The sequence below is a fragment of the Gallaecimonas xiamenensis 3-C-1 genome (assembly GCF_000299915.1).
Classification (GTDB): Bacteria; Pseudomonadota; Gammaproteobacteria; order Enterobacterales; family Gallaecimonadaceae; genus Gallaecimonas; species Gallaecimonas xiamenensis.
This window is the reverse complement of the sequence record NZ_AMRI01000025.1, coordinates 38,889-59,862: the sequence shown is the minus strand read 5'-3', so window position 1 is coordinate 59,862 and position 20,974 is coordinate 38,889. Positions and strand designations below refer to the sequence as shown.

Here is a 20,974-nt window from a genome sequence, read left to right as displayed (position 1 = left end):
CCACCAAGGGCCAAGCCGGCTTACCGCCGCCAGATACCCGTTGAGCGCCTGCATAACCATGCACCACTAGCTCTTTAAGGATGAATTTCCTTATGTTGCGCGTTTTTTAATCTTTTATGTATCATGATGTTTTTAATGAGAAAAAATGCTTTAAATGGCTAAGGTTGACGTATTGGTAAACTAGAATAGCCATTTAACATTAGTTTTTCTTATGAATAAGCGCAATTTTTCTCGGTTGAGGCCCGACCTGCTGATCACCATAATGCGCAGCGTCGGATGGCGGTGCCATGGACATCAGGCGCCACAGGCTGTCCGACACTTGTTTTGGTAGTGTGATTGGTAGGCTATTGCCCCACAGGCAATGTCGACATTTGTTCTTCCCTGGACAATTCCTTCCTTCAATGTGGTTGTTTCGCCCGAGACCTTTGTCTCGGGCTTTTTTTTGGCTGTTTTTCCCCTTAGAACTCGAACTTGTAGAAGATATCCAGGGCCTGGTTCAGGCCGTTGACCGCCTGCAGGTAAAGGCGCGGCAGCAACTCGTAGCGCAGCCGCACTTCCCCGACGGAATTGAACACCCCTACCCCGTATTCCAATTGCAGCCCCGGCAGCAGGTAGCCGGAAATATTGACCTGGGTGCCGTCGCCGCTGCCGGAGGTGTCGATGGCCACATCGGAAAAGCCGATGCTCTCGGCAACCCCCGTCACCACACCGCCGACCTGGCTGACCCCGGCCGACAGCAGCATGCTTTGAGCCAGGTTGCCGTCCTGGCCGCTGTCGCTGTCCAGGCCTTTGCCCCTAAGCAGGTAGGACAATTGCTCGCTCTGGGGCATGTCCGGTTCCGAGAACACCTCCAGCTTGGGCGCCGCCGCCTCTCCAGTGACCCTGACACCAACGACGATACTGCTGTCACTCATGCTGGCACTGTTGCGCACCGCTTCAACATTGAGGTTGGGGCTGTCCAGGGCGCCACTGAACAGGATAGAGCCGGTGCGGATCACCAGGTTCTGGCCGTAGGCCTTGTAGGTGCCGTCCACCAGCCGGATCTCGCCGTTGCCGCGCAGGGCACGCTGGGGCTGCTGGGTTACCCTCAACTCGCCCTTGAGCTTGGTCTTGAGCCCCAGGGCCTTGAGGCGCACATCGTCACCCAGGCTCACCTTGACCCTCATGGCAAAGGGCGCACTGACCGGCACTTCTTCGAGTTCAGGGTCCTTGGTGATCACCACCACGTCCTTGGACAGGCTGACGGCGCTGGCCGGCAGCTCCTTGACTTCGATACGGGCCCAGGGAATGGCGATCTCCCCTTCCAGGCGGGTCGCTTCACCCAGATCCAGGTGCAGATCCGGGCTAACCCTGACCTTGCCATAGCCGGGGTAGCCCGCTTCCAATTGGTCGCCCTTGATTTGTACCTGGCCACGGATCGGCAAGGCCGACCAGTCCATGTTCCCAGACAAGGTCAACTGCCCCGCCCCCAGCTTGGCACTACCAGACAGGGCCGCCTTGGCCCCCTGCACATCCAGGCGGGTGCTGAGCTCGGTCACGGTAACCATATCGGACTCGGTGCGCACTGCGCCCTCTGCCAAGGCCAGGTGGCCGAAAAAGAGCGGCTGGTTGAGGGAGCCTGCCAATTGGCCTTCCCCGTTTACCTCGCCACTGAGGCTATGGACCTCGGGCAGCAGCGGCGCCAACCAGTCGAGCTTGAGGCCCTTAAGACGCAAGTCCCCTGCCAGGCGGCGCTGCTGTTGGGGGTCTTCGACCCTGGCGTCCAGCGCCAGTTGGCCCAACTGTTGGGAATCAAAAGCCAGGCGGGCGGTCAGCAGGGCATCTTTCATGTTCGCATCCAGGCTCAAGGATTGATAGCTGGCCTGGTTGGGCCCGGCGCTGAGGGTGCCTGGGCTGGTGGCCAGATGGGCATTAAAGTGGGGTTGCCCGCCTTGCCAGGCGAATGTCGCCTGGCCCGACAGGGCGGCGTCCCATTTGAACTGCTCAGGTAACCAGGGTTGCAGCCGCGCCAACTCCAAGCCTTGGATACGCAGCCCGCCCTGACCGGCCTTGGCCGAAGCTTTGGCCGCATCCAGGCACAGGGCTGCATCACCAGACCGCCAGCAATGGGCGCTGAGGCGCCCTTGGCCCTGCTGCCAGGCCAAGGCCACGGGTTGGTCAAGGCGCCATTGGTTGAGTGGGGTGTCAAACTCGGCGTCGGCCAGTTGCCCCTGCCAGTCGCTGCCGGCCAATTGTCCCTTGAGGGTCAAGGCACCGGCCACCGGCTCACCGGCAAAACGCAGCTTGAGCTGGTGGTCGGCCTCGCTGCCGCCGGCATCCAGGTGAATGTCGTTAAGGGCTAAGGCCGCACCTTGGGTCAGGCTGGCCAGGGCCAGGTTCAACTGCCCTTGGGGCTTTGGCCCCAACTTGGCCTCGGCCTTGAGGTTGAGGTCTTTAGCGTCCAGGTCGTCATAGCCAAGCTGCTGGGCGGCCAAAGACAGCTTGAGTTCGGGCGCCGCCTTGGGGCCGGCCAATTGCCAATCCCCGTTAAGGCCCCCTCTGAGGGCCTTGTGGTAAAGCCCCAGGTCGGTCACCTGCACCTTACCGGCCAGGGCCAGCTGCTCCCCAAGGGCGCCTTTGGCGTCAAGACGGTTGGGGCCGTTATCCAATACCAGTTCAAGCTGGCCGGCCAGGGCCTGGTCCAGCTGCACCTTGCCGGCCAGGGCCAGGGGAAAACCGGCCAGGGTGCCACTCAAGGCTGGCTGGGCCCACAGCTGCCACTGCTGCCCTTGCAGGTGAAAACGGCTCTGCAAGGTGCCACTGACATTGCCGGCCAGGCTATCGACCCAAAGGCCGGGATCCACGTCGGTGAGGGCCAACTGTCCCTGCCAGTCCACCCCCTCTTGCCAGGAAAGACGCCCCGAGACGGCCAGCTCACCTGAAGGGGGCTTCAAGGTCAGCGTCTTCAGCTCCAGGCTTTTCAGATCCCCCTGCCCGGCCATGGCCAGGGTGGTCAGGGGCAGTGAAGGGCCACTGGCGGCGGTGTCCAACTGCAACCTGTAGTCTTGCAGGCTGCCCTCGGCGCTAAGGCTGCCGGCCTTGAGGTGGTATTGAGGTTCAACAAGGGGCCAGCCGCTGTCTTGCCAGTTAAGGGCCAGGTTAAAGGGCAGCTCCTCAGCCAAGGGCTTGAGGCTGCCTTTAAGGTCAAAGGCCAGGGGGCCTTTGGCGTTAAGCACCAGGTTCAGGGTCTTAAGGGAACCGCCAAGGTCTAACCCCAGGGTTTCGCCGTCAAGCTGGCCATCGAGCAAGGCACTGCCGAGGCTGGCATCCAAACGCAGGCCAAGAGGCCAGTCGCCACTCAGCTGTGCCTGGCCACTGAGGCTAAGCTCCCCATAGCCGTGGCGAAGGGCCAGCCGGGCAATGGCCACCTGACTGCCCCTGGCATCGGCGCTCAGGCTCAGCAAGGGCAGCAGCTCTTGCAGTTCACCTTGCTCAAAACGGCTATCGGTGAGCACCATGCCTTTAACCTTGATGGGCATGGGCAGGGCCACATCGGGCAGCACCAGGGGTTGGGACGGGGCCGGGCTGGGCGCCGCAGCGGGCTCGGCCGCTGCGGCGGGCAGGGTCAGGGCCAGGCCCTTCACGTTCGGGCCATTGAGGCTCAGGCCATTGGCGTCCCACTGGGCCGAGAGTCCCAACCGCTCAAGGGCCAGGGCCAGGCCGGGCAGCGCCACCTTGGCTCCGTCCAGGCTCAACTCGTCCAATACCAGCATCAAGGGTAAAACCAGCGGCTGGCTGCTGGCCGCTGCCGGCGCCTCTGAAGGGGCATCCTCGCTTGGCGCCACCTCGACCACCAGGCCCTTGGCGTCAATGGCCTGGATATGGAGCTTGTCGTCCAGCAAGGCCGAAGGGGCCCAGGCCAGGCTGATCTCATCCAGGCGCAAGGACAGGCCCTCTCCTTGGAAGGCCAAATTCTTGAAATGCCAGCCCCGGCTGAGGTTACCGTCCACCAGCTCACCAGCCAGCCCCGGCACCTGATCTTTGGCCAGGGCCCAGACCCAACGGTTGCCGGTATCGGTCAACAAGATGCTAGCCGGCAGCAATACCAGCAGCGCCAACAGGATAAGGAAGGCCCAGGCGGCCCATTTCAACCAACGCATCAGAGTTCAGGCCCCATGGTGAAGTGCAGCCGCCAAGGCACGTGGGTTTCACTGACCCCAAAGGCCAGATCCAGGCGAATGGGACCTATGGGGGTCATCCAACGTACCCCAAAGCCGGTGCTGACTTTCCAATCCGCCAAGCCACTGGCGTAGCTGTTGGTGGCGGTACCACCGTCCACAAAGCCGGCCAGGCGCCATTTGTCGGCGACACGGTGATCGTACTCGAGGCTAAGGGCGGTGCTGTACTTGCCCCCCACCAGATCGCCGTCCTCGTTACGGGGCGCTATGGTGCGGTAGGCAAAACCGCGCACCGTCTGGTCACCACCGGTGAAAAAACGCAGGGAAGGAGGCAACTGGTCCACATTGTTGACCCAGACGGCCCCCTGCTCGGCCCGGGCTATGATGCGGCCATTCTCACCCAGGCTGCGCAGCCACTTGCTGCGCCCCCAGAGCCGCACAAAGCGGCTGTCCGAGCCCCAGCCCGGCTCGGACAACTCCAAGGTGATCTGCTGGCTGTCGCCCCAGGTGGTTTCCAGGCCGCCCCTGACCCGGGTGCGGTTAAAAGACACCCCGGGGATCAGCAGGAAGACATCGTCGTCCTGGTCGGCCTGGGTGTAGGACTCGTAGAGGGTGCGGATAAACAGATCCCGGCTCCAATCGTTGGTGCGTTTGTCCCAGCGGTGCAGGGCAAAGGTCAACTGCTGGCTCTCGGTGTCTTCCTGGTTGAGGTACTGGTAACCCCCTTGCAGGCTGTAGAACTCGTTGATGGGGTCGCCACGGGGCATACGGTATTCGAAGGTGGCCTCCTGGCGTGGCGCCGAGACTTTCAGCTCGGTGGTCAGGCTGTGGCCGTACTTGTTGAGAAAGGGCTTAGTCCAGGACACCGATCCCCTAGGGCCCTCATCAGACGAAGCCCCAATACCCAGTTCCACCTGGTTGTCGGCCTTGGCCCGCAGGCGCAGGGTCAGGGGAATACGATGCTCATCGTCGGCCTTATCCACCAGGGGTATCACTTCCACTGTCCTGAAGTACTTGGTGGAAGAAAGGCTGCGATTGAGTTCAGACACGGCCGAAGCCTGGTAGAAGTCCCCTTCCTCCAGGGTCAGCAAGGGATCGAGCAGGCCGTCCAGCTCCCGGTCGCTGTCGATGCTCAAGGGGCCGTACCGGTAGCGGGGGCCACTGGCAAAGTGCACTATCACATCGGCCGCCTGCTGCTCCGGGCGCACCTCGACCCGGGCCAGGGTCAGCTGGGCGTCAAAGTAACCCCTTTGCAGGGCCAGGCTCAGCAGCCGGCTCTTGCTGGACTCGTACTGGTCATGGCGCAGTACTTCGCCTTTTTTCACCGGCAGGTTTTCCAGCAACGCCTGGAACAGTTCGTCGTCTTTTGCGTCGCCTTCTATCTGATAGGAAACATCGCGATAGCGAACCGGCTCACCGGCATCGATGGTGATGGGAAGCTGGCCGTCAGATACCTGCCCAAGGCGGATCTCGGGCTGGTAGTATCCCAGGGCCTGCAGTGCCTCGCGAACCGCCGTCTCAATCTCGTCCTGGTAGCGCCCTGCTCCGTCCAGAGGCACGGAAGGCAGCTGCGCCAGGTAGATCTCGACGTTGTCCTCCAAGGCGCCGTCCAGGCCTTTGAGATCGTATTTCAGGGCGGGCGCTGCCCAAAGGGGCATGGCTTGGGCCAGCAACAGGCAGCCCAGCCAGAAACCCCGTCCCCTTCGCCGTAACGGCTTGAACAGGCTCACTTTACTCCTTGGCGCTTTGGCCCTTACTCGCTGCGGCTTAATCCGAAGTGGCGATAAGCCCGATCGGTGGCAATGCGCCCTCTAGGGGTACGTTGCAAAAAGCCCTGCTGGATGAGGAAAGGCTCCAGCACGTCTTCAATGGTGTCTTTCTCTTCGCCTATGGCTGCCGCCAGGTTGTCCAGGCCTACCGGGCCTCCCAGGAACTTGTCGATGATGGCCATCAACAGCTTCTTGTCCATATAGTCGAAGCCTTCGTTGTCCACATCCAGCATGTCCAGGGCCGCTGCCGCCATGGCGGCGTCAACCGTGCCGTCACCTTTGACCTGGGCAAAGTCCCTGACCCGGCGCAGCAGCCTGTTGGCGATACGGGGGGTGCCCCTGCTGCGCTTGGCCACTTCCATGGCGCCGCTCTGGTCCAGGTCCAGGTTCAGGTACTGGGCGCTGCGGGCGACAATGGTGGCCAGGTCGTCCACCTTGTAGAACTCCAGGCGCTGCACTATGCCGAAGCGGTCACGCAGGGGCGAAGTCAGGGAACCGGCGCGGGTGGTGGCGCCAATCAGGGTAAAGGGCGGCAGGTCCAGCTTGATGGAGCGGGCCGCCGGCCCTTCGCCGATCATGATGTCCAGTTGGTAGTCTTCCATGGCCGGGTAGAGGATCTCCTCCACCACCGGGCTCAGACGATGAATTTCATCGATAAAGAGCACATCGTGGGGCTCGAGGTTGGTGAGCATGGCCGCCAGGTCCCCGGCCTTTTCCAGCACCGGCCCTGAGGTGGTCTTGATGTTCACCCCCATCTCGTTGGCGACGATGTTGGCCAGGGTGGTCTTACCCAGGCCAGGGGGGCCGAAGATCAGCAGATGATCCAGCGCCTCTTCCCGGCCGCGGGCGGCCTGGATGAAGATCTCCATCTGGGTCCGCACATGGTCCTGGCCCTGGTAGTCGGCCAGGCTCTTGGGGCGGATGGCGCGGTCGATGACATCGTCTTCACGGTCGGCCTGGGGTTTGATAAGGCGGTCGGCTTCGATCATGGCTTACCTCAGAGCATGGCCTTGAGGGCGTCGCGGATGATGGTCTCGGAGTTCATACCCTCCTTGGCCACCTTCTTGATCACCGACTCGGCCTGGGCCGGCTTGTAGCCAAGGGCCAACAGGGCTGCCAGGGCGTCGTCCTTGGGGGAACTGGCCGGCACTTCGAAGTCGGTCAAAGGTGCCATATCCAGCACCGGCACCGCCAGATCGGCGCCAAAATCCTTGAGCTTGTCGCGCATCTCCACCAACAACCGCTCGGCGGTCTTCTTACCGACACCGGGCAATTTCACCAAGGTAGACATATCGTTATGGTGAACGGCCTGCACAAATTGCCCCACTGTCATGTTCGACAAAATGGCCAAGGCCAACTTGGGGCCGACACCGTTGGCTTTGATCAGCTGGCGAAACAGGGCCCGCTCTTCCTTGGTGACAAAGCCGAACAGCAGGTGGGCGTCTTCACGGACGATAAGGTGGGTGTGCAGGCTGGCCTTGGCCCCTATCTCACCCAGGGCAAAACAGGACTGCAAGGAGCATTGCACTTCGTAGCCGACACCGGCCACATCAATCAGGATCTCCGGCGGCTGCTTGGCAGCCACCTGTCCGGTCAATCTTCCAATCATAAGGTTCCGTTATTTTCGCAGGCGGCCACGCACCAGCTTGTGCTTGTCTAGGGCCATCTTAGTCAGGCTGGTACTGGTGTGTCCATGACACAGGGCAACGGCCAGGGCGTCGGCGGCATCGGCCTGGGGCGTGCCGGGCAACTTGAGCATATGGGTGACCATATGGGCCACCTGGGCCTTGTCGGCGGCGCCGGTACCCACCACCGCCTGTTTGACCTGGCGGGCCGAATATTCGGCGATGGGCAGGCCAGCGTTAACCCCGGCCACAATGGCCACGCCCCTGGCCTGGCCCAATTTGAGGGCCGAGTCGGCGTTGCGGGCCATAAACACCTGTTCTATGGCCAGCTCGTCGGGCTGGAACTGGCGGATGATCTCCGAGACGCCGTCAAACACCTGCTTGAGGCGCCCGGGCAGCTCATCGCCGCTGACCCGGATACAGCCGCTGCCCAGGTAGGCGAACTTGACCCCCACCTGGCGCACCAGGCCGTAGCCGGTGATCCGCGAGCCCGGGTCGATACCGAGGATGATTCGGCTCATGGGTTTTGCTCCCCCCAAGAAAAGCCCGGCCGCCCAAAAAGGGGCGGCCGGGTCATCACAGGGCTCGGTTTAGCCATGCTCAGGCGTCGGTCTTTTTGACGGCCAAAGACAGCTCTTCCAGGGCCTGGGGGTTGGCGAAGCTGGGGGCTTCGGTCAAGGGGCAGGCGGCGGTGGTGGTCTTGGGGAAGGCCATCACGTCGCGGATGGAGCTGGCGCCGGTCATCAGCATCACCAGGCGGTCCAGGCCGAAGGCCAGGCCGGCGTGAACAGGGGCGCCGTATTGCAGGGCTTCGAGCAGGAAGCCAAATTTCTCTTCGGCTTCTTCGCTGGAGATGCCCAGCAGCTTGAACACCGCCTGTTGCATGGCGTTGTCGTGGATACGCACTGAACCGCCGCCCAGTTCCACACCGTTCAAGACCATGTCGTAGGCGTTGGAGATGGTGGACAGGGGGTCTGCCGTCAGCTGCTCTGGGCTGGCGTTCAGGGGCGCGGTAAAGGGGTGATGCAGGGCGTAGAGGCGGCCTTCGTCTTCTTCGAACATGGGGAAGTCCACCACCCACAGCGGTGCCCACTCTTCGGTGCGGGTAAAGCCCAGATCCTCACCCAGCTTCAGGCGCAGGGCGCCCAGGGCATCGGTACAGACCTTGTAGGAATCGCTGCCGAACAGCAGCAGGTCGCCATCGGCCACCTCAAGGCGGGCCAGCAGGCCCTGGATGGCCTGGTCGTCCAGGAATTTCAAAATGGGAGACTGCAGGCCTTCAACGCCTTTGCTCAGGTCGTTGACCTTGAGCCAGGGCAGGCCCTTGGCACCGTAGACACCGGCGAAGGCCTGGTAGTCGTCCAGCTGCTTGCGGGACAGGCTGGCGCCACCGGGGACCTTGATCACGGCTACCCGGCCCTTGGGGTCGTTGGCCGGGCCGTTGAACACCTTGAATTCCACGTGGGCCAGCAGGTCGGCCACGTCGACAATTTCCAGGGGGTTACGCAGATCCGGCTTGTCGGAGCCGAAACGGGTCATGGCTTCCAGGTAGGTCATGGTGGGGAAGGCGTCGAATTTGACCCCCAGCATTTCCTCGAACAGCTCGGTGACCAGGCCTTCGGTGATGGCGCGCACCTCGGGGGCGGTCAGGAAGGAGGTCTCGATATCGATCTGGGTGAATTCCGGCTGGCGGTCGGCACGCAGGTCTTCGTCGCGGAAGCATTTGACTATCTGGTAGTAGCGGTCCATGCCGGCCACCATCAGCAGCTGTTTAAACAGCTGCGGCGACTGCGGCAGGGCGAAGAATTTGCCCTTGTGGGTGCGGCTGGGCACCAGGTAGTCGCGGGCCCCTTCCGGGGTGGCCTTGGTGAGGATCGGCGTTTCGATGTCCAAAAAGCCCTGGGCTTCGAGGTAGCGGCGCACAAAACCGGTGACCTTGGCACGGAAGATCAGACGCTCGGTCATCTCCGGGCGGCGCAGGTCCAGGTAGCGGTACTTGAGGCGGGCCTCTTCGCTGTTCTTCTGGTGGTCATCCAGGGCGATGGGCAGGGGCAGCGCCTTGTTGATGATGGTCAGCTGCTTGCCCAGCACTTCCACGGCACCGGTGGCCATATCGGCATTCACCTGGGACTCGGGGCGGGCACGCACCACACCTTCAATCTGGACGCAGAATTCGGCGCGCAGGCTGTTGGCCTTGTCGAAAACCTCTTGCAGATCCGGGTCGAAAACCACCTGAACCAGGCCTTCGCGGTCACGAAGCTGGACGAAGATAACGCCACCCAGGTCACGGCGACGGTTGACCCAGCCAACCAGTTGAACACTGTGGCCGACGTGGGCTTCGCGGATCTGTCCACAATAGATGCTGCGCATGAAACTTTGAGTCCTTTGACGAATTGGTGTGGCTATGACGCCATATTGGCGGACGATTATAGCGAGCAGGGCTTGGGGGATTCAATTCGGCGGCTATAATGCCGCCCATGTTATACCTCGGATGCCCCATGTGGTCACACCCGGCCTGGAAACACCTGCTGTATCCGCCGGGCACGCCCCAAAGCCAACACCTGGCCCATTACGCCAAGGTGTTCAATGCCATAGAAGGCAATACCAGCTTCTATGCCTTGCCCTCTGAAGACAGCGTCAAACGCTGGCAAGAGGCGGTGCCGGCCGGCTTTCGCTTTACCTTTAAGTTCCCCCAAAGCATCAGCCACCACAAGGCCCTGGTGGCAACAGAACAGGAACTGGACCAGTTTCTGACTCGCCTGGCCCCCTTGCATAGCCAAATCAGCCATTACCTGCTGCAGCTGCCAGCAAGCTTTGGGCCGGCGCAGCTGGGGGCCCTGGCCGCCTTTGTGGAGCAGCTGCCGCCGGGCTTGCCCCTGGCCCTTGAGGTACGCCACAGCGCCTTTTTCCAAAAGGGCGAGGCAGAGCGGGCCCTTAACCGCTACCTGATGGACAAGGGCATAGACCGCATCATCATGGACAGCCGGCCGGTGTTCTCAATGCCCGCCAGCAACCCGGCGCTGGTGGACGCCCAGCAAAAAAAGCCCAGGGTGCCGGTGCACGCCATTGCCACAGGCCAGCGCCCGGTGGTGCGCTTTGTCGGCCTGCCCGAGCCGGCCCTTAACCACGGCTTTTTGGCCCCCTGGGTCAGCAAGGTGGCCCAGTGGCTGGACCAGGGCCTTAGCCCCCACTTTTTTGTGCACAGCGCCGACAACGACCAGGCGCCGCTGCTGGCTCGCTGGTTCTATGACGAGGTGGCCAAGCGCCACACCCTGCCGGCCCTGCCCCCCTTTGCCCAGGCGCCGCTGTTCTAAGCGGCCCTCGCCCATGCAGGTAAACTGAGGCAAAATAGCGCCCGTTTTTCTGATGAGGTGGCCCATGTCCCAGGATCGCATCTACGCCCAACCCCACGGCGCCGTGAAGGATTTCGCCTTCGACGAGCAAGTGGCCGATGTCTTTAACGACATGATCAACCGCTCGGTACCGGGCTACACCACCATTTTGCACACCCTGGGCAAACTGGCGCCCCGCTTTGCCAAATCCGGCACCCGCATCTACGACCTGGGTTGCTCCCTGGGCGCCGCTAGCCTTGCCATCAAGCGCAGCGTCGACATCGAAGGGGTGGAACTGATTGGCGTGGACAGCTCGGCGGCCATGATCAGCCGCGCCGAGCGCCAGTTGGGGGCCTACAAGGGCAAGGTGGCGGTCAGCCTCAAGGAAGCCGATATCCGCGATATCGCCATCGAAAACGCCTCCTTGGTGGTGCTCAACTTCACCCTGCAGTTCCTGCCCCCGGAAGACCGGGACGCCCTTATCGGCAAAATTTACAACGGCCTTCGCCCCGGCGGCCTGCTGCTGCTGTCGGAAAAGCTGGTGTTTGAAGACAACGCCATCAATGACCTGCTTTGTGAGCTGCACTGGGATTTCAAAAGGGACAACGGCTATTCGGAGCTGGAGATCGCCCAAAAGCGCACCGCTATCGAGAACGTGATGCGCCCCGACAGCCCCCAAATCCACCTTAAGCGCCTGGGGGAGGCAGGTTTCAGCCACAGCCAGCTCTGGTACCAGTGCTACAACTTCGCGTCCCTGGTTGCCATTAAATAAGAAGGCCTTCGATGAACTGGTTCCAACGTTTCTACGCCGACATCGCCGAAGGCCAGCTGAGCCACTGGCTGGAAGTGCTGCCAAGGCAGCTCCGGGAATGGGAAGAGCAAAGCCGCCACGGGGAATTTCGCCACTGGCAGCGCATTTTGAGCCAACTGCCGGAGGTGGGCACCCAGCACCTGGACATCAAAAACGGAGTCACCATTGGCGCCCCGGGGGACCTGGACGGCGGCACCCAGAAGGCCATCGAGGGTTTGTTGCAAAAATTCCACCCCTGGCGCAAGGGCCCCTTCGACGTGCACGGCGTCCATATCGATACCGAATGGCGTTCGGACTGGAAATGGGACAGGGTGCTGCCCCACTTGTCGCCCCTTAAAAACCGCTTCGTACTGGATGTGGGCTGCGGCAGCGGCTACCACCTGTGGCGGATGCTGGGGGAAGGGGCCTGGCGGGTGGTGGGCATAGACCCTTCCGATCTGTTCCTTATCCAGTTCCAGGCCATCAAACACTTTGCCAAGGCCGCCCGCCCACAGCTGCCCATCGATCTGTTGCCCCTTGGTATCCAGCAGCTGCCGGAACTAAGGGCCTTTGACACCGTCTTTTCCATGGGGGTGCTCTATCACCGCAAGAGCCCCATCGAGCATATCGAGCAACTTCGGGCCCAGCTGAAGGACGGCGGCGAGCTGGTGCTGGAAACCCTGGTCATCGACGGCGACGACACCGCCGTGCTGGTGCCCAAGGACCGCTACGCCCAGATGCGCAACGTCTGGTTCCTGCCGTCGGCCGAGGCGTTAAAGCTGTGGGTCAGCCGCTGCGGTTTTAAAGACATCAAGGTGGTGGACATCGACAGCACCAGCATCGATGAGCAGCGCGCCACGGCCTGGATGCGCAACGAGTCCCTCAAGGACTTCTTGGACCCTAACGACCCCAGCAAGACGGTGGAAGGCTACCCGGCTCCGAAAAGGGCGGTGCTGATCGCCACCGCCTGTTAAAAGAGGCTTAAATCCAGGGCCTTGGACAACTCCTCCAGGGCCCAGATCCCCGCCACAGAGTTGCCGTACTCATTGAGTTCCGGAGACCAGACACAGGCGGTAAAGCGCCCCGGCAGCACCGCGACTATGCCGCCCCCTACCCCGCTCTTGCCAGGCATACCGACTCGGTAGGCAAAGTCCCCCGCCGCATCGTAAAGGCCAGAGGTAAACAGCAGGGCATTCATCTGCTGGGCCTGGCGCCGGCTCAAAAACTGCTCACCGCTTTGCAGGCATTTACCCCCTGTGGCCAGGAAACTAAAGGCCTTGGCCAGTTCCACACAGTTCATGGACAGGGCGCAATAACTGAAATAAGCGCGCAGTACCCTGTCCACATCGTTGTGGAAATTACCAAAGCTTTTCATTAGGTTGGCCATGGCGGCATTGCGATAGCGATGCTCGTATTCCGAGTCGGCCACCTTGCGGTCGATTAGGATAGAAGCCTCTCCTGCGCGCAGCCGGACCATTTCCAGCATGGCGTGCACCGGCGCCGACAGGCGCGAACAGAGGCTGTCGGCCACCACCAGGGCGCCGGCATTGATAAAGGGATTGCGGGGAATGCCGTGCTCGAACTCCAACTGCACCAGGGAGTTGAAAGCAGTACCAGAGGGCTCCTTGCCCACCCGTTCCCAGAGGGCGTCACCGTGGCGATTAATGGCCATGGCAAGGGAGAACGCCTTTGAAATGCTTTGAATGGAAAACCTTTTTTGCGCCATACCGCTAAAATACAGGTCACCATCCACTGTATAGACGGCTATGCCGAATTGCCGGGCAGGCACCGATGCCAAAGCCGGGATATAATCGGCCACCTTGCCCTGGCCAAAGTGGTCAGGAGCGGCGGCATTAATGTCGGTAAGAAGCTGTTGCAGGTCCACAAGCGAGCCGTAACGCAGAATACATGGGCCTATTGTCGCCAGGGACCTTGCAAATGCAACGGCAACCCCGGCGGAATTTAATTCAGAATGTGTTGATAGAACGTATGGTTAAATCCATGACCCCGACAAAGAAAGGACGTAAGGACATGCGCAAAGCGCTCTTGTTGCTCGGTGGATCCCTGCTGCTGCAGGCCTGTGTACAAAACCCGGCCCTCCAGCAGCCCGCTCCCGAAGTTACCCGCATTGAAAGCCACCTCGAGTCCCTGACCGCCTCCCAACAGCAGCAGTTGGCTGCCCTCCAGGTCCAACAGAAACAGGGCCAGGAACAAATCCTCAGCGCCCAGGCCGCCCAGCAGGCGTCCCTGGCCGCCATCGCCGCCAAGCTCAACGAACATCAGCAACCGGTGATTTGCCCGCAAGTAACACAACAACAATGCCCGGAGACCAAACCTATGCCGGTGAAGGACGACAAACTGGTGGTCGGCGCCCTAGAAAAAGTGCGCCTGCATCCTTCTGACGTGGTGTTGACCGCCCGTATCGACACGGGTGCCACCTCGGCGTCCCTGGATGCCCGCGACATCCAGACCTTTGAGCGCGACGGCGCCGACTGGGTCCGCTTCAAGGTGCCCACCGACGACAAAGGCAGCGACTACATGGAAGTAGAACGCAAGGTGATCCGCTGGGTGCGCATCATCCAGTCCAGCTCCGAAGAAGGGGAACGCCGCCCTGTGGTGGAGTTCAAGTTCGACATAGGCCCCATCAATCAGCGTGCCGAATTCAACCTGTCCGACCGCTCCCACCTGGAATTCCCGGTGCTCATTGGCCGTAACATCCTCAAAGACGTGATGGTGGTAGATGTGGGCAAGGAATACAGCCTGAAACTGCCGCCCATGAAAGCTGAAGACAAGGACGCCAAGTAATGATGTCGAGGGTGCCCTTCTACACCATAGTGGTGTTGCTGATCCTGGCTGGCCTGGGCCTGGCCATATCCCGCCATATCCAGATGGAGATCCCCTTCCTGCCCGGCGAAGAGCGCCCGGTCTGGCTGGTGGAAGCCCGTATCGATTTCAACGCCAGGAACGAGCCGGTACTGGTCAGCATGGATCTGCCCGACAGTCCGCCGGGCTTTCGTCTGTTCACCGAGCAGGCCGCCAGCCCCGGCTACGGCTTTTCGGTGATCCGCCATGACGGCAACCGCCGTGGCGAATGGTCCATCCGCCGCGCCGTCGGCCCCCAGACCCTCTATTACAAGGCCCAATTCCTGCAGGCCGGTGATATAGAAGAGCTGCCGGAGCAGACACCACCGCTGGCCCAGCCGGTAGATTGGGACGAGCCCCAGTCCACCGCCGCCACCCAACTGTTGGCCCAGGCTTCCCAGCGCTCTTCCACCCCCGAGTCCTTGACCCGGGAGCTTATCAAGCTGCTGAACCAGCCCGAACCCGGCCAGAACGCCGCTCTGCTGCTGTCCAACCACAGCGAGGCGGACCTGCTGGTCAAACTGTTGAACCAAGCCGGCCTGCCGGCCAGGGAATCCCAGGGCCTGTACCTGGAAGACGCCCGCCGTCGCCAGAGCCTGAGTTCCTTTGTGGAAATCTACGCCGATGAGCGCTGGCTGGTGTTTGACCCCAAAACCGGTGAACAAGGCCTGCCGGACAACGTGCTGATGTGGCACCGCCAGGGTATGTCTTTGCTGGACGTGACCGGCGGCAGCGGCTCGAACGTGTCCTTCTCCATTATCCGCCAGACGGTGCCGGCCCTGCAGCTGGCCCGGGCCCAGGCCGAGGAACACGGCTTCGGCCAGTTCTCCATCTACCAGTTGCCCATCGAAGAACAATCCATGTTCAAGTTGCTGCTGCTGTTGCCCCTTGGAGCGGCGGTGGTGGTGTTGATGCGCATCATAGTGGGCATCAAGACCAGCGGTACCTTTATGCCGGTGCTGATCGCCGTGGCCTTCTTGCAGACCTCCCTGCTGCCCGGCATCGTCAGCTTCGTGACGGTAGTGGCCCTTGGCCTGCTGCTGCGGGGGTACCTGTCCAGGCTTAACCTGTTGCTGGTGGCCAGGATAGCCACCCTGGTGATCCTGGTGGTCTTTATCATCGCCATCATGAGCATCGTCGGGTATCAGCTGGGCTTTAACACCGGCATGACCATCACCTTCTTCCCGATGATCATCATGGCCTGGACCATAGAGCGGATGTCCATCCTCTGGGAGGAAGACGGTCCCAAGGAAGTGCTCAAGCAAGGGGGCGGCTCGCTGCTGGTGGCCATCCTCGCCTTCCTGGCCATGGAGTCCAAGCTGGTCAGCCACCTGACCTTCAACTTCCCCGAGCTGCACCTGGTGCTGCTGGCGATGATCCTTCTGATGGGTCAATACAAGGGCTACAAGCTCACCGAGCTCAAGCGCTTTAAAGCCATGGTGGACCGGACATGAAGTGGGCCAGTCCTTTTGCCCTGAAAAGGGCCGGCATCCTCGGCATGAACCGGCGCAACGTGGCCTACATAGGCCAGTACAACAAGCGCAGCCTTTACCCGCTGGTGGATAACAAGCTCAAGACCAAACTGCTGGCCGAGAAATACCAGGTCACGGTGCCCAGACTGCTGGGCACAGTAGTGCAGCAGCATGAAATAGAGCACGTGGCGGAACTGGTCACCAACTACGCCTCCTTTGCCATCAAACCCGCCAAGGGCTCCGGCGGTAAAGGCATCTTGGTGATCACCGGCCGCCAGGGGGACGACTACGTCAAAGCCTCCGGCAGTGTTATCACCCAGGAGGACGTCAAGCGCCACATGACCAACATCTTGGCGGGCCTTTATTCATTGGGCGGTAAGCCGGACGTGGTCATCATTGAGGAGTTGATCGAATTTGATGACAGGTTCGACGGCTTCTCCTTCCAGGGTGTGCCGGATATCCGCATCATCATCTTCCAGGGCTACCCTGTGATGGCCATGCTGCGCTGCGCCACCCGCGCTTCGGACGGCAAGGCCAACCTGCACCAGGGTGCCGTCGGCGTCGGCCTGGACATCGCCACCGGCCGCTGCCTCAACGCCGTACAGTTTGGCGAGGTGGTCTCCCATCATCCGGACACCAACAGGGCGCTCAACGAGATCAAGATCCCCTACTGGACCGAGATGCTGGAACTGGCCGCTACCTGCTACGACATGACCGACCTGGGCTATATCGGCACCGATCTGGTGCTGGACAAGAACAAGGGGCCGCTGCTCCTGGAACTGAACGCCCGTCCCGGCCTGTCTATCCAGGTAGCCAACGGTTGTGGCCTGCTGCCTCGCCTGCGTCATATCGAGAAACTCAAACGCCGCCACAGTTCGGCTAAGGAAAGAGTGCTGTATGCGATGGATGCTTTTGGCCTCCCTGATGAGCTTCCCCCTGTTGGCCAAACAGGCAGCTGAGCCGTCCCTCTCCCCTTCCTTCGATTGCCAATCTGAACTGGCAGGGCTTACCGCCCTGCCCGCTTTCCCCCAAGAACCCCAAGCCTGGCTCCAGGCCGTGGATCAATGGCGGCTGCCGGCCCGCAACAAGCTGCTGGCCGCCTATGTGTTTAACGACGCCGCCACCGCGCCCCAAACCCGCAAGGCCGCTCGCCAGTGCATCAACAACCTGTCCCAGGCCTTTGAGAAACACACCAACAGCCTGCGCCTTCAGGCCCGCGCCCTGCTGCCCCAGGCCAGTGGCCTCGAAGCCCAAGCCCTTAAAGCCTGGGCCGGCTCCTCCAAAGCCCTCAAAAGCGCCCAGTACAGGGCGGTCAACGACAAGGCCCGCCAGCTCAGTCAGCGGTTTCGCGGCAATATCGACAAGTACGATGGCAGCTACCCGGTGCCCAAGGGTTGTCAAGGCAACCTGCCCAAGCGCTGGCAAGAGGCCATTCCCCTGCGCGGCGGCTCCGTGCTGGCCGCCCTCAAAGACGTGCCGGCCCAATGTCAGCAGGATATGTTCGTCGCTTACGAAAGCCGCCTGAAGGCCAGCAACGGCGCTGTGCTCAAGGATCTGCTGGCCGTACGCCAGCAGCAGGCCAAGCTGGACGGTTTCAAAGACTACGCCGATCGCCGCCTGGCCCGTACCCAACTGGGCAATGGCGAAGCTGTCTGGCGCTACCTGGACAAGCTGTCCAAGCGTAACCTGGCCGCTTCCGAGGCCGAGCGAAAAGCCCAAGGAGATAAACCCCTTTGGCAACTGGGCCAGGATGGTAAAAAGGAAGAGCCGGTCAGCTACCAGCCCAAGGCGGTATTGGCCGGTTACCTGGCCTGGCTGGGCCAGGAGTTGGATATCCAGTTCAAACCCATCAAGCCGAAACTCAACTGGGCAGACGGCATCAGCGCCTACCGCCTGGAACGCCAGGGCAAGGCCATTGGTGAGCTGTACCTGGATTTATTCGGCCGCGACGGTAAATACGGCCATAACCGCCACCGGGAACTGCGCCGGGGCATAGACGGGGTGCAGCTGCCGGCCTCGGTGCTGGTGATGAACCTGCCCACGGACAGCTGGCACCACAAGCACCTCAAGAGCCTGATGCACGAGAGCGGCCATGCCCTCAACAACCTGCTGGCCAGCCAGCCCTATGAGATCCTCTCCGGCATCAGGCTGCCCTCGGATCTGGTGGAAGTGCCCTCCAAGGTCCTCGAGCAACTGGCCTGGGACCCCAAGGTCCACAAGGCCGTGACCGGCATAGCCCACAGCCCGACCCCTGATGATCGCCAAAGCGGCATTGCCCTTGACGAGCGCATATTGAAATCGGCCATGGCCCTGGCCTACCACCAGTCCGGCCAGCCGGACATGGAAGCCATCAATGGCGAGCTCTATCGCAAGTACCTGCACCGGGACTACATCCCAGGGTTGTCGCCCCAGTACGCTTTTCGCCACCTGGCCAGCTATGGCCCGGCCTACTTCACCTACCTTTATGCCGACGCCAAGGCCAACGACATCAGCGATGCCATCAAGGCCGGCCAGCTGAGCCTGCGCCAGTTTGCCCATTGCATGCTTGAACCCGGTGCCAGCATACCGGCCCGCGACCAGTTGGCCTGTGCCACCGCTGTAGATTAAGGAGCCCAAGATGACAAAACCGCCTTTTGCCCTCTGTTCCCTGCTGCTGGCCCTGGCCCTGCCCGCCCTTGGCGCGCCTCAGAGCCAGGTGCCCACGGCCGAAGAGGCCAGCCTGGGTATTCAGCAGCAACTGGAACACCATCTCTACCAGTTGCCTCCCCGGGTGCAGGGCCACTACGGTATCCGCCTGTGGCGCCTGACCGGTGACAGGCAGTACCTCAACAGCGCCCTTTACGATCTCTACGTGGTGTCGGACCGGCTGGAGGCCATTTCCCGGGGCCTGACTCAACCGGGCTTCGTGGCCGACTACAGCCGCCGCCTGGTGGAAGGCCAGCCCAATACCGAACGGGGCCGGCTCCGTGAGGCGTCGGTCAAGGGCCGGGAGAAGTACCTGTTCTACGCCGATGAGCTGCTGCGCTATATGAGCCGCCTGGACGAACTGGGTTTTCGCCACCCCTCGGACCCTTACTTTCGCAACATCCTGAAAAGCTATGACTTCAAACCGGCGGTCACCGATCCGGTGATGATCAAAGCCTGGGCCGCCCAGTTGGCCAACCATGTCTGGTGGCTGCACCAGCTGGGCATTGTCGACCTGCGCCAAGACTTCGTGAAGGCTTTCAAGGCCACCTACCCCAACGACAAGGACGGCGAGCTGAGCGACCAGCAGTTCGAGAACAAGGTCTACGGCATGACCCATATCGTCTTTGCCGATTCCGAGTATTACCAGCGCCACCTGGATCCCAAAGAATACCGCTGGATAACCGATTACCTGACCCGCCATATGGACGAAATCCTGGAACGCACCAAGCCCGACGTCTATGCCGAGGTGGGTATCGTCTTTGAGCTGCTGGGACTCAAGGACAGCCCGACCCTGGCCCAGGCCAAAGGGGCGGTGCTGGCCGCCATCGATCCTGAGCATAAAGTGGTTTTGTCCGAACAGGGCAACCCGGATCTGGCCCTTGGCGAACACCGCAACGTGCTGGCCTGGATGCTGCTTAACTGGCCGGACAAACTGCACAAGGGCCCTTTGCTGGGCCGTTTCAAAGCCTTGAGGGACGACCTGCCGCTGTCGGTGGTCGCCCTGCCGAAGAAGAAGGATAAATGACCATGAAACGCTACCTTGCTCTGCCCTTGCTACTGGCCTTGGCCTTACCGGCCGGGGCCGCCACCCCGGCGGCGCCTGTGGCGTCCGATCTGGCTGCTGCCGCCACCTTGCGCCACACCTTTGAGAACAACTACCTGAAGTTGGGCTCCGGCGCTCGCCAGCACTATTCCCTGCGCCTCTACCGGCTGACCGGCCAAAAGCCCTACCTCACCGACGTGGTGGCCGACGCCTACGAGACCGCCAGCCGCCTTAACCACTATGTGCGGATGATGGACGACAAAGACGCCAGGCACGCCGAGTCGGACCGACTTATTGGCAACATCTCCGACGGCCCCCGTGGCCAGCGCCGCAAGGCGGTATTGCAAGGCTCGGGGGATCTGCGCTTTGCCATGTACCTGACCTATCTGTTGGCTAAATTGGACGATCTGGGCCTCAAGCATGAGCGCCAGGCCGAACTGCTCAGCTACCTCAAGGGCCATCCGGACCTGAAAAAGGTGATGCTGGAGCCCGAATTTATCCGCGCCTATGCCGCCCAGGCCGCCAACTACGTCTATTGGCTGGACCAACTGGGTGTGGCGGATATCCGTGACGACTTCGACGCCGCCCTGAAAGAAACCTACCCGGACAGCAAAGACGCCAAGCTCAGCAAGAAGCAGTTCAAGAACAAGGTGTACGGTATGACCCACGTGGTGCTGGCCGCCTCCGGCTATTACCAGCAGGACCTGGACAAGGCCAAGTACCAGTGGATCACCGATTATTTCCTGGCCCACCAGCAGCAGATCCTCGAACGCACCTCCGAAGACGTGATAGCGGAAGTGGCCCTGTGCCTGGAACTGACTGGCCAAGGAGACAACCCCCTGGTCAGAACCATCAAAGATCAGCTGAAACAGGCCATTGACCCCAAAGCCGGCATGATCCCCTCGGTTTCCGGCAAGATTGAGCTGTCCAGCGGCGAACACCGCAATGTCCTGGCCATCGCCCTTCTGGATTGGCCGGCCAAGCGCTATCCCGGGCCAAACCTGGGCCAGCAGGCCAAACTTCCCTTCGGCATCGTCGCCAAATAAAAAAAGACCCCGTAGGAAATCCCTACGGGGTTTTGGCTTCACAGGATGATTGATAAACAAACATGCTTTTGAGGAATGGCGGGCACTTAGCTCGCCACTGAAGGCACTATGCCATAGCCTTTTTTAAAAGAAAACGTTTTCGCGAAAAAAGTTGAGGCCAGTCGCCGTTTTCCAAAATGGCCATTTTCAGG

Annotated in this window: 16 protein-coding genes; 9 read left to right on the top strand and 7 right to left on the bottom strand. The window is 61.4% G+C overall.

Annotation, left to right across the window (positions count from 1 at the left end; translation table 11 throughout):
• Positions 1 to 458: 458 nt before the first annotated feature.
• The 6 genes from tamB to aspS all read right to left on the bottom strand — a co-directional run bounded on the left by tamB (position 459) and on the right by aspS (position 9,921).
• Positions 459 to 4,139 carry an autotransporter assembly complex protein TamB gene (tamB, locus tag B3C1_RS15620; protein WP_008486012.1) on the bottom strand — a complete coding sequence of 1,227 codons (3,681 nt, stop codon included), beginning with the start codon at positions 4,137 to 4,139 and terminating at the stop codon, positions 459 to 461.
• Positions 4,139 to 5,887 (bottom strand): autotransporter assembly complex protein TamA, encoded by a 1,749-nt coding sequence (gene tamA / locus B3C1_RS15615; protein ID WP_008486011.1) that lies wholly within the window; start codon positions 5,885 to 5,887, stop codon positions 4,139 to 4,141. The genes tamB and tamA overlap by 1 nt, the downstream gene beginning before the upstream one ends.
• 23 nt (positions 5,888 to 5,910) lie before the next feature.
• Entirely contained in the window at positions 5,911 to 6,915 is a 1,005-nt protein-coding gene (ruvB, locus tag B3C1_RS15610) for a Holliday junction branch migration DNA helicase RuvB (RefSeq protein ID WP_008486009.1), read from the bottom strand.
• Between the two features lie 8 nt (positions 6,916 to 6,923).
• Positions 6,924 to 7,535: a Holliday junction branch migration protein RuvA gene (gene ruvA, locus B3C1_RS15605; protein ID WP_008486008.1), complete on the bottom strand. Its 612-nt coding sequence runs from the start codon at positions 7,533 to 7,535 to the stop codon at positions 6,924 to 6,926.
• Positions 7,536 to 7,544: 9 nt separating this feature from the next.
• Positions 7,545 to 8,072: a crossover junction endodeoxyribonuclease RuvC gene (gene ruvC / locus B3C1_RS15600; protein ID WP_008486007.1), complete on the bottom strand. Its 528-nt coding sequence runs from the start codon at positions 8,070 to 8,072 to the stop codon at positions 7,545 to 7,547.
• A 79-nt stretch (positions 8,073 to 8,151) separates the two neighbouring features.
• Positions 8,152 to 9,921, bottom strand: a complete 1,770-nt coding sequence (aspS, locus tag B3C1_RS15595) for an aspartate--tRNA ligase (protein ID WP_008486006.1) — start codon at positions 9,919 to 9,921, stop codon at positions 8,152 to 8,154.
• A gap of 128 nt (positions 9,922 to 10,049) precedes the next feature.
• On the opposite strand from aspS, the gene B3C1_RS15590 reads away from it, so the two are divergent.
• The 3 genes from B3C1_RS15590 to cmoB all read left to right on the top strand — a co-directional run bounded on the left by B3C1_RS15590 (position 10,050) and on the right by cmoB (position 12,647).
• Positions 10,050 to 10,865, top strand: coding sequence for a DUF72 domain-containing protein (locus B3C1_RS15590; RefSeq protein WP_008486005.1), 816 nt, complete (start codon positions 10,050 to 10,052; stop codon positions 10,863 to 10,865).
• Between the two features lie 64 nt (positions 10,866 to 10,929).
• Positions 10,930 to 11,655, top strand: a complete 726-nt coding sequence (gene cmoA, locus B3C1_RS15585) for a carboxy-S-adenosyl-L-methionine synthase CmoA (protein WP_008486004.1) — start codon at positions 10,930 to 10,932, stop codon at positions 11,653 to 11,655.
• 11 nt (positions 11,656 to 11,666) lie between these two features.
• Positions 11,667 to 12,647, top strand: coding sequence for a tRNA 5-methoxyuridine(34)/uridine 5-oxyacetic acid(34) synthase CmoB (cmoB, locus tag B3C1_RS15580; RefSeq protein ID WP_008486003.1), 981 nt, complete (start codon positions 11,667 to 11,669; stop codon positions 12,645 to 12,647).
• On the opposite strand, the gene glsB is transcribed toward cmoB, so the two are convergent.
• Complete coding sequence (gene glsB / locus B3C1_RS15575) at positions 12,644 to 13,558, bottom strand: glutaminase B (protein ID WP_008486002.1); 915 nt, start codon at positions 13,556 to 13,558, stop codon at positions 12,644 to 12,646. The two genes, cmoB and glsB, sit on opposite strands and share 4 nt — an antisense overlap.
• A 146-nt stretch (positions 13,559 to 13,704) precedes the next feature.
• On the opposite strand from glsB, the gene B3C1_RS15570 reads away from it, so the two are divergent.
• The 6 genes from B3C1_RS15570 to B3C1_RS15545 are packed head-to-tail and all read left to right on the top strand — an operon-like array spanning position 13,705 to position 20,783.
• The gene (locus B3C1_RS15570; protein ID WP_008486001.1) at positions 13,705 to 14,478 is read left to right on the top strand and encodes an ATP-dependent zinc protease family protein; all 774 of its coding nucleotides are present in this window, start codon (positions 13,705 to 13,707) and stop codon (positions 14,476 to 14,478) included.
• On the top strand, positions 14,478 to 15,989 hold the full coding sequence (locus B3C1_RS15565) for a UUP1 family membrane protein (protein WP_008486000.1): 1,512 nt from the start codon (positions 14,478 to 14,480) through the stop codon (positions 15,987 to 15,989). Before B3C1_RS15570 ends, B3C1_RS15565 begins: the two co-directional genes overlap by 1 nt.
• On the top strand, positions 15,986 to 16,966 hold the full coding sequence (locus tag B3C1_RS15560) for an alpha-L-glutamate ligase-like protein (protein WP_008485999.1): 981 nt from the start codon (positions 15,986 to 15,988) through the stop codon (positions 16,964 to 16,966). The genes B3C1_RS15565 and B3C1_RS15560 overlap by 4 nt, the downstream gene beginning before the upstream one ends.
• Positions 16,905 to 18,614 carry a M3 family metallopeptidase gene (locus B3C1_RS15555; RefSeq protein WP_156804586.1) on the top strand — a complete coding sequence of 570 codons (1,710 nt, stop codon included), beginning with the start codon at positions 16,905 to 16,907 and terminating at the stop codon, positions 18,612 to 18,614. Before B3C1_RS15560 ends, B3C1_RS15555 begins: the two co-directional genes overlap by 62 nt.
• A 10-nt stretch (positions 18,615 to 18,624) precedes the next feature.
• Positions 18,625 to 19,719: a DUF3541 domain-containing protein gene (locus tag B3C1_RS15550; RefSeq protein ID WP_008485997.1), complete on the top strand. Its 1,095-nt coding sequence runs from the start codon at positions 18,625 to 18,627 to the stop codon at positions 19,717 to 19,719.
• A gap of 2 nt (positions 19,720 to 19,721) precedes the next feature.
• A complete protein-coding gene (locus B3C1_RS15545; protein ID WP_035482451.1) occupies positions 19,722 to 20,783 on the top strand; it encodes a DUF3541 domain-containing protein in 1,062 nt (353 codons plus the stop codon).
• Positions 20,784 to 20,974: the final 191 nt, after the last annotated feature.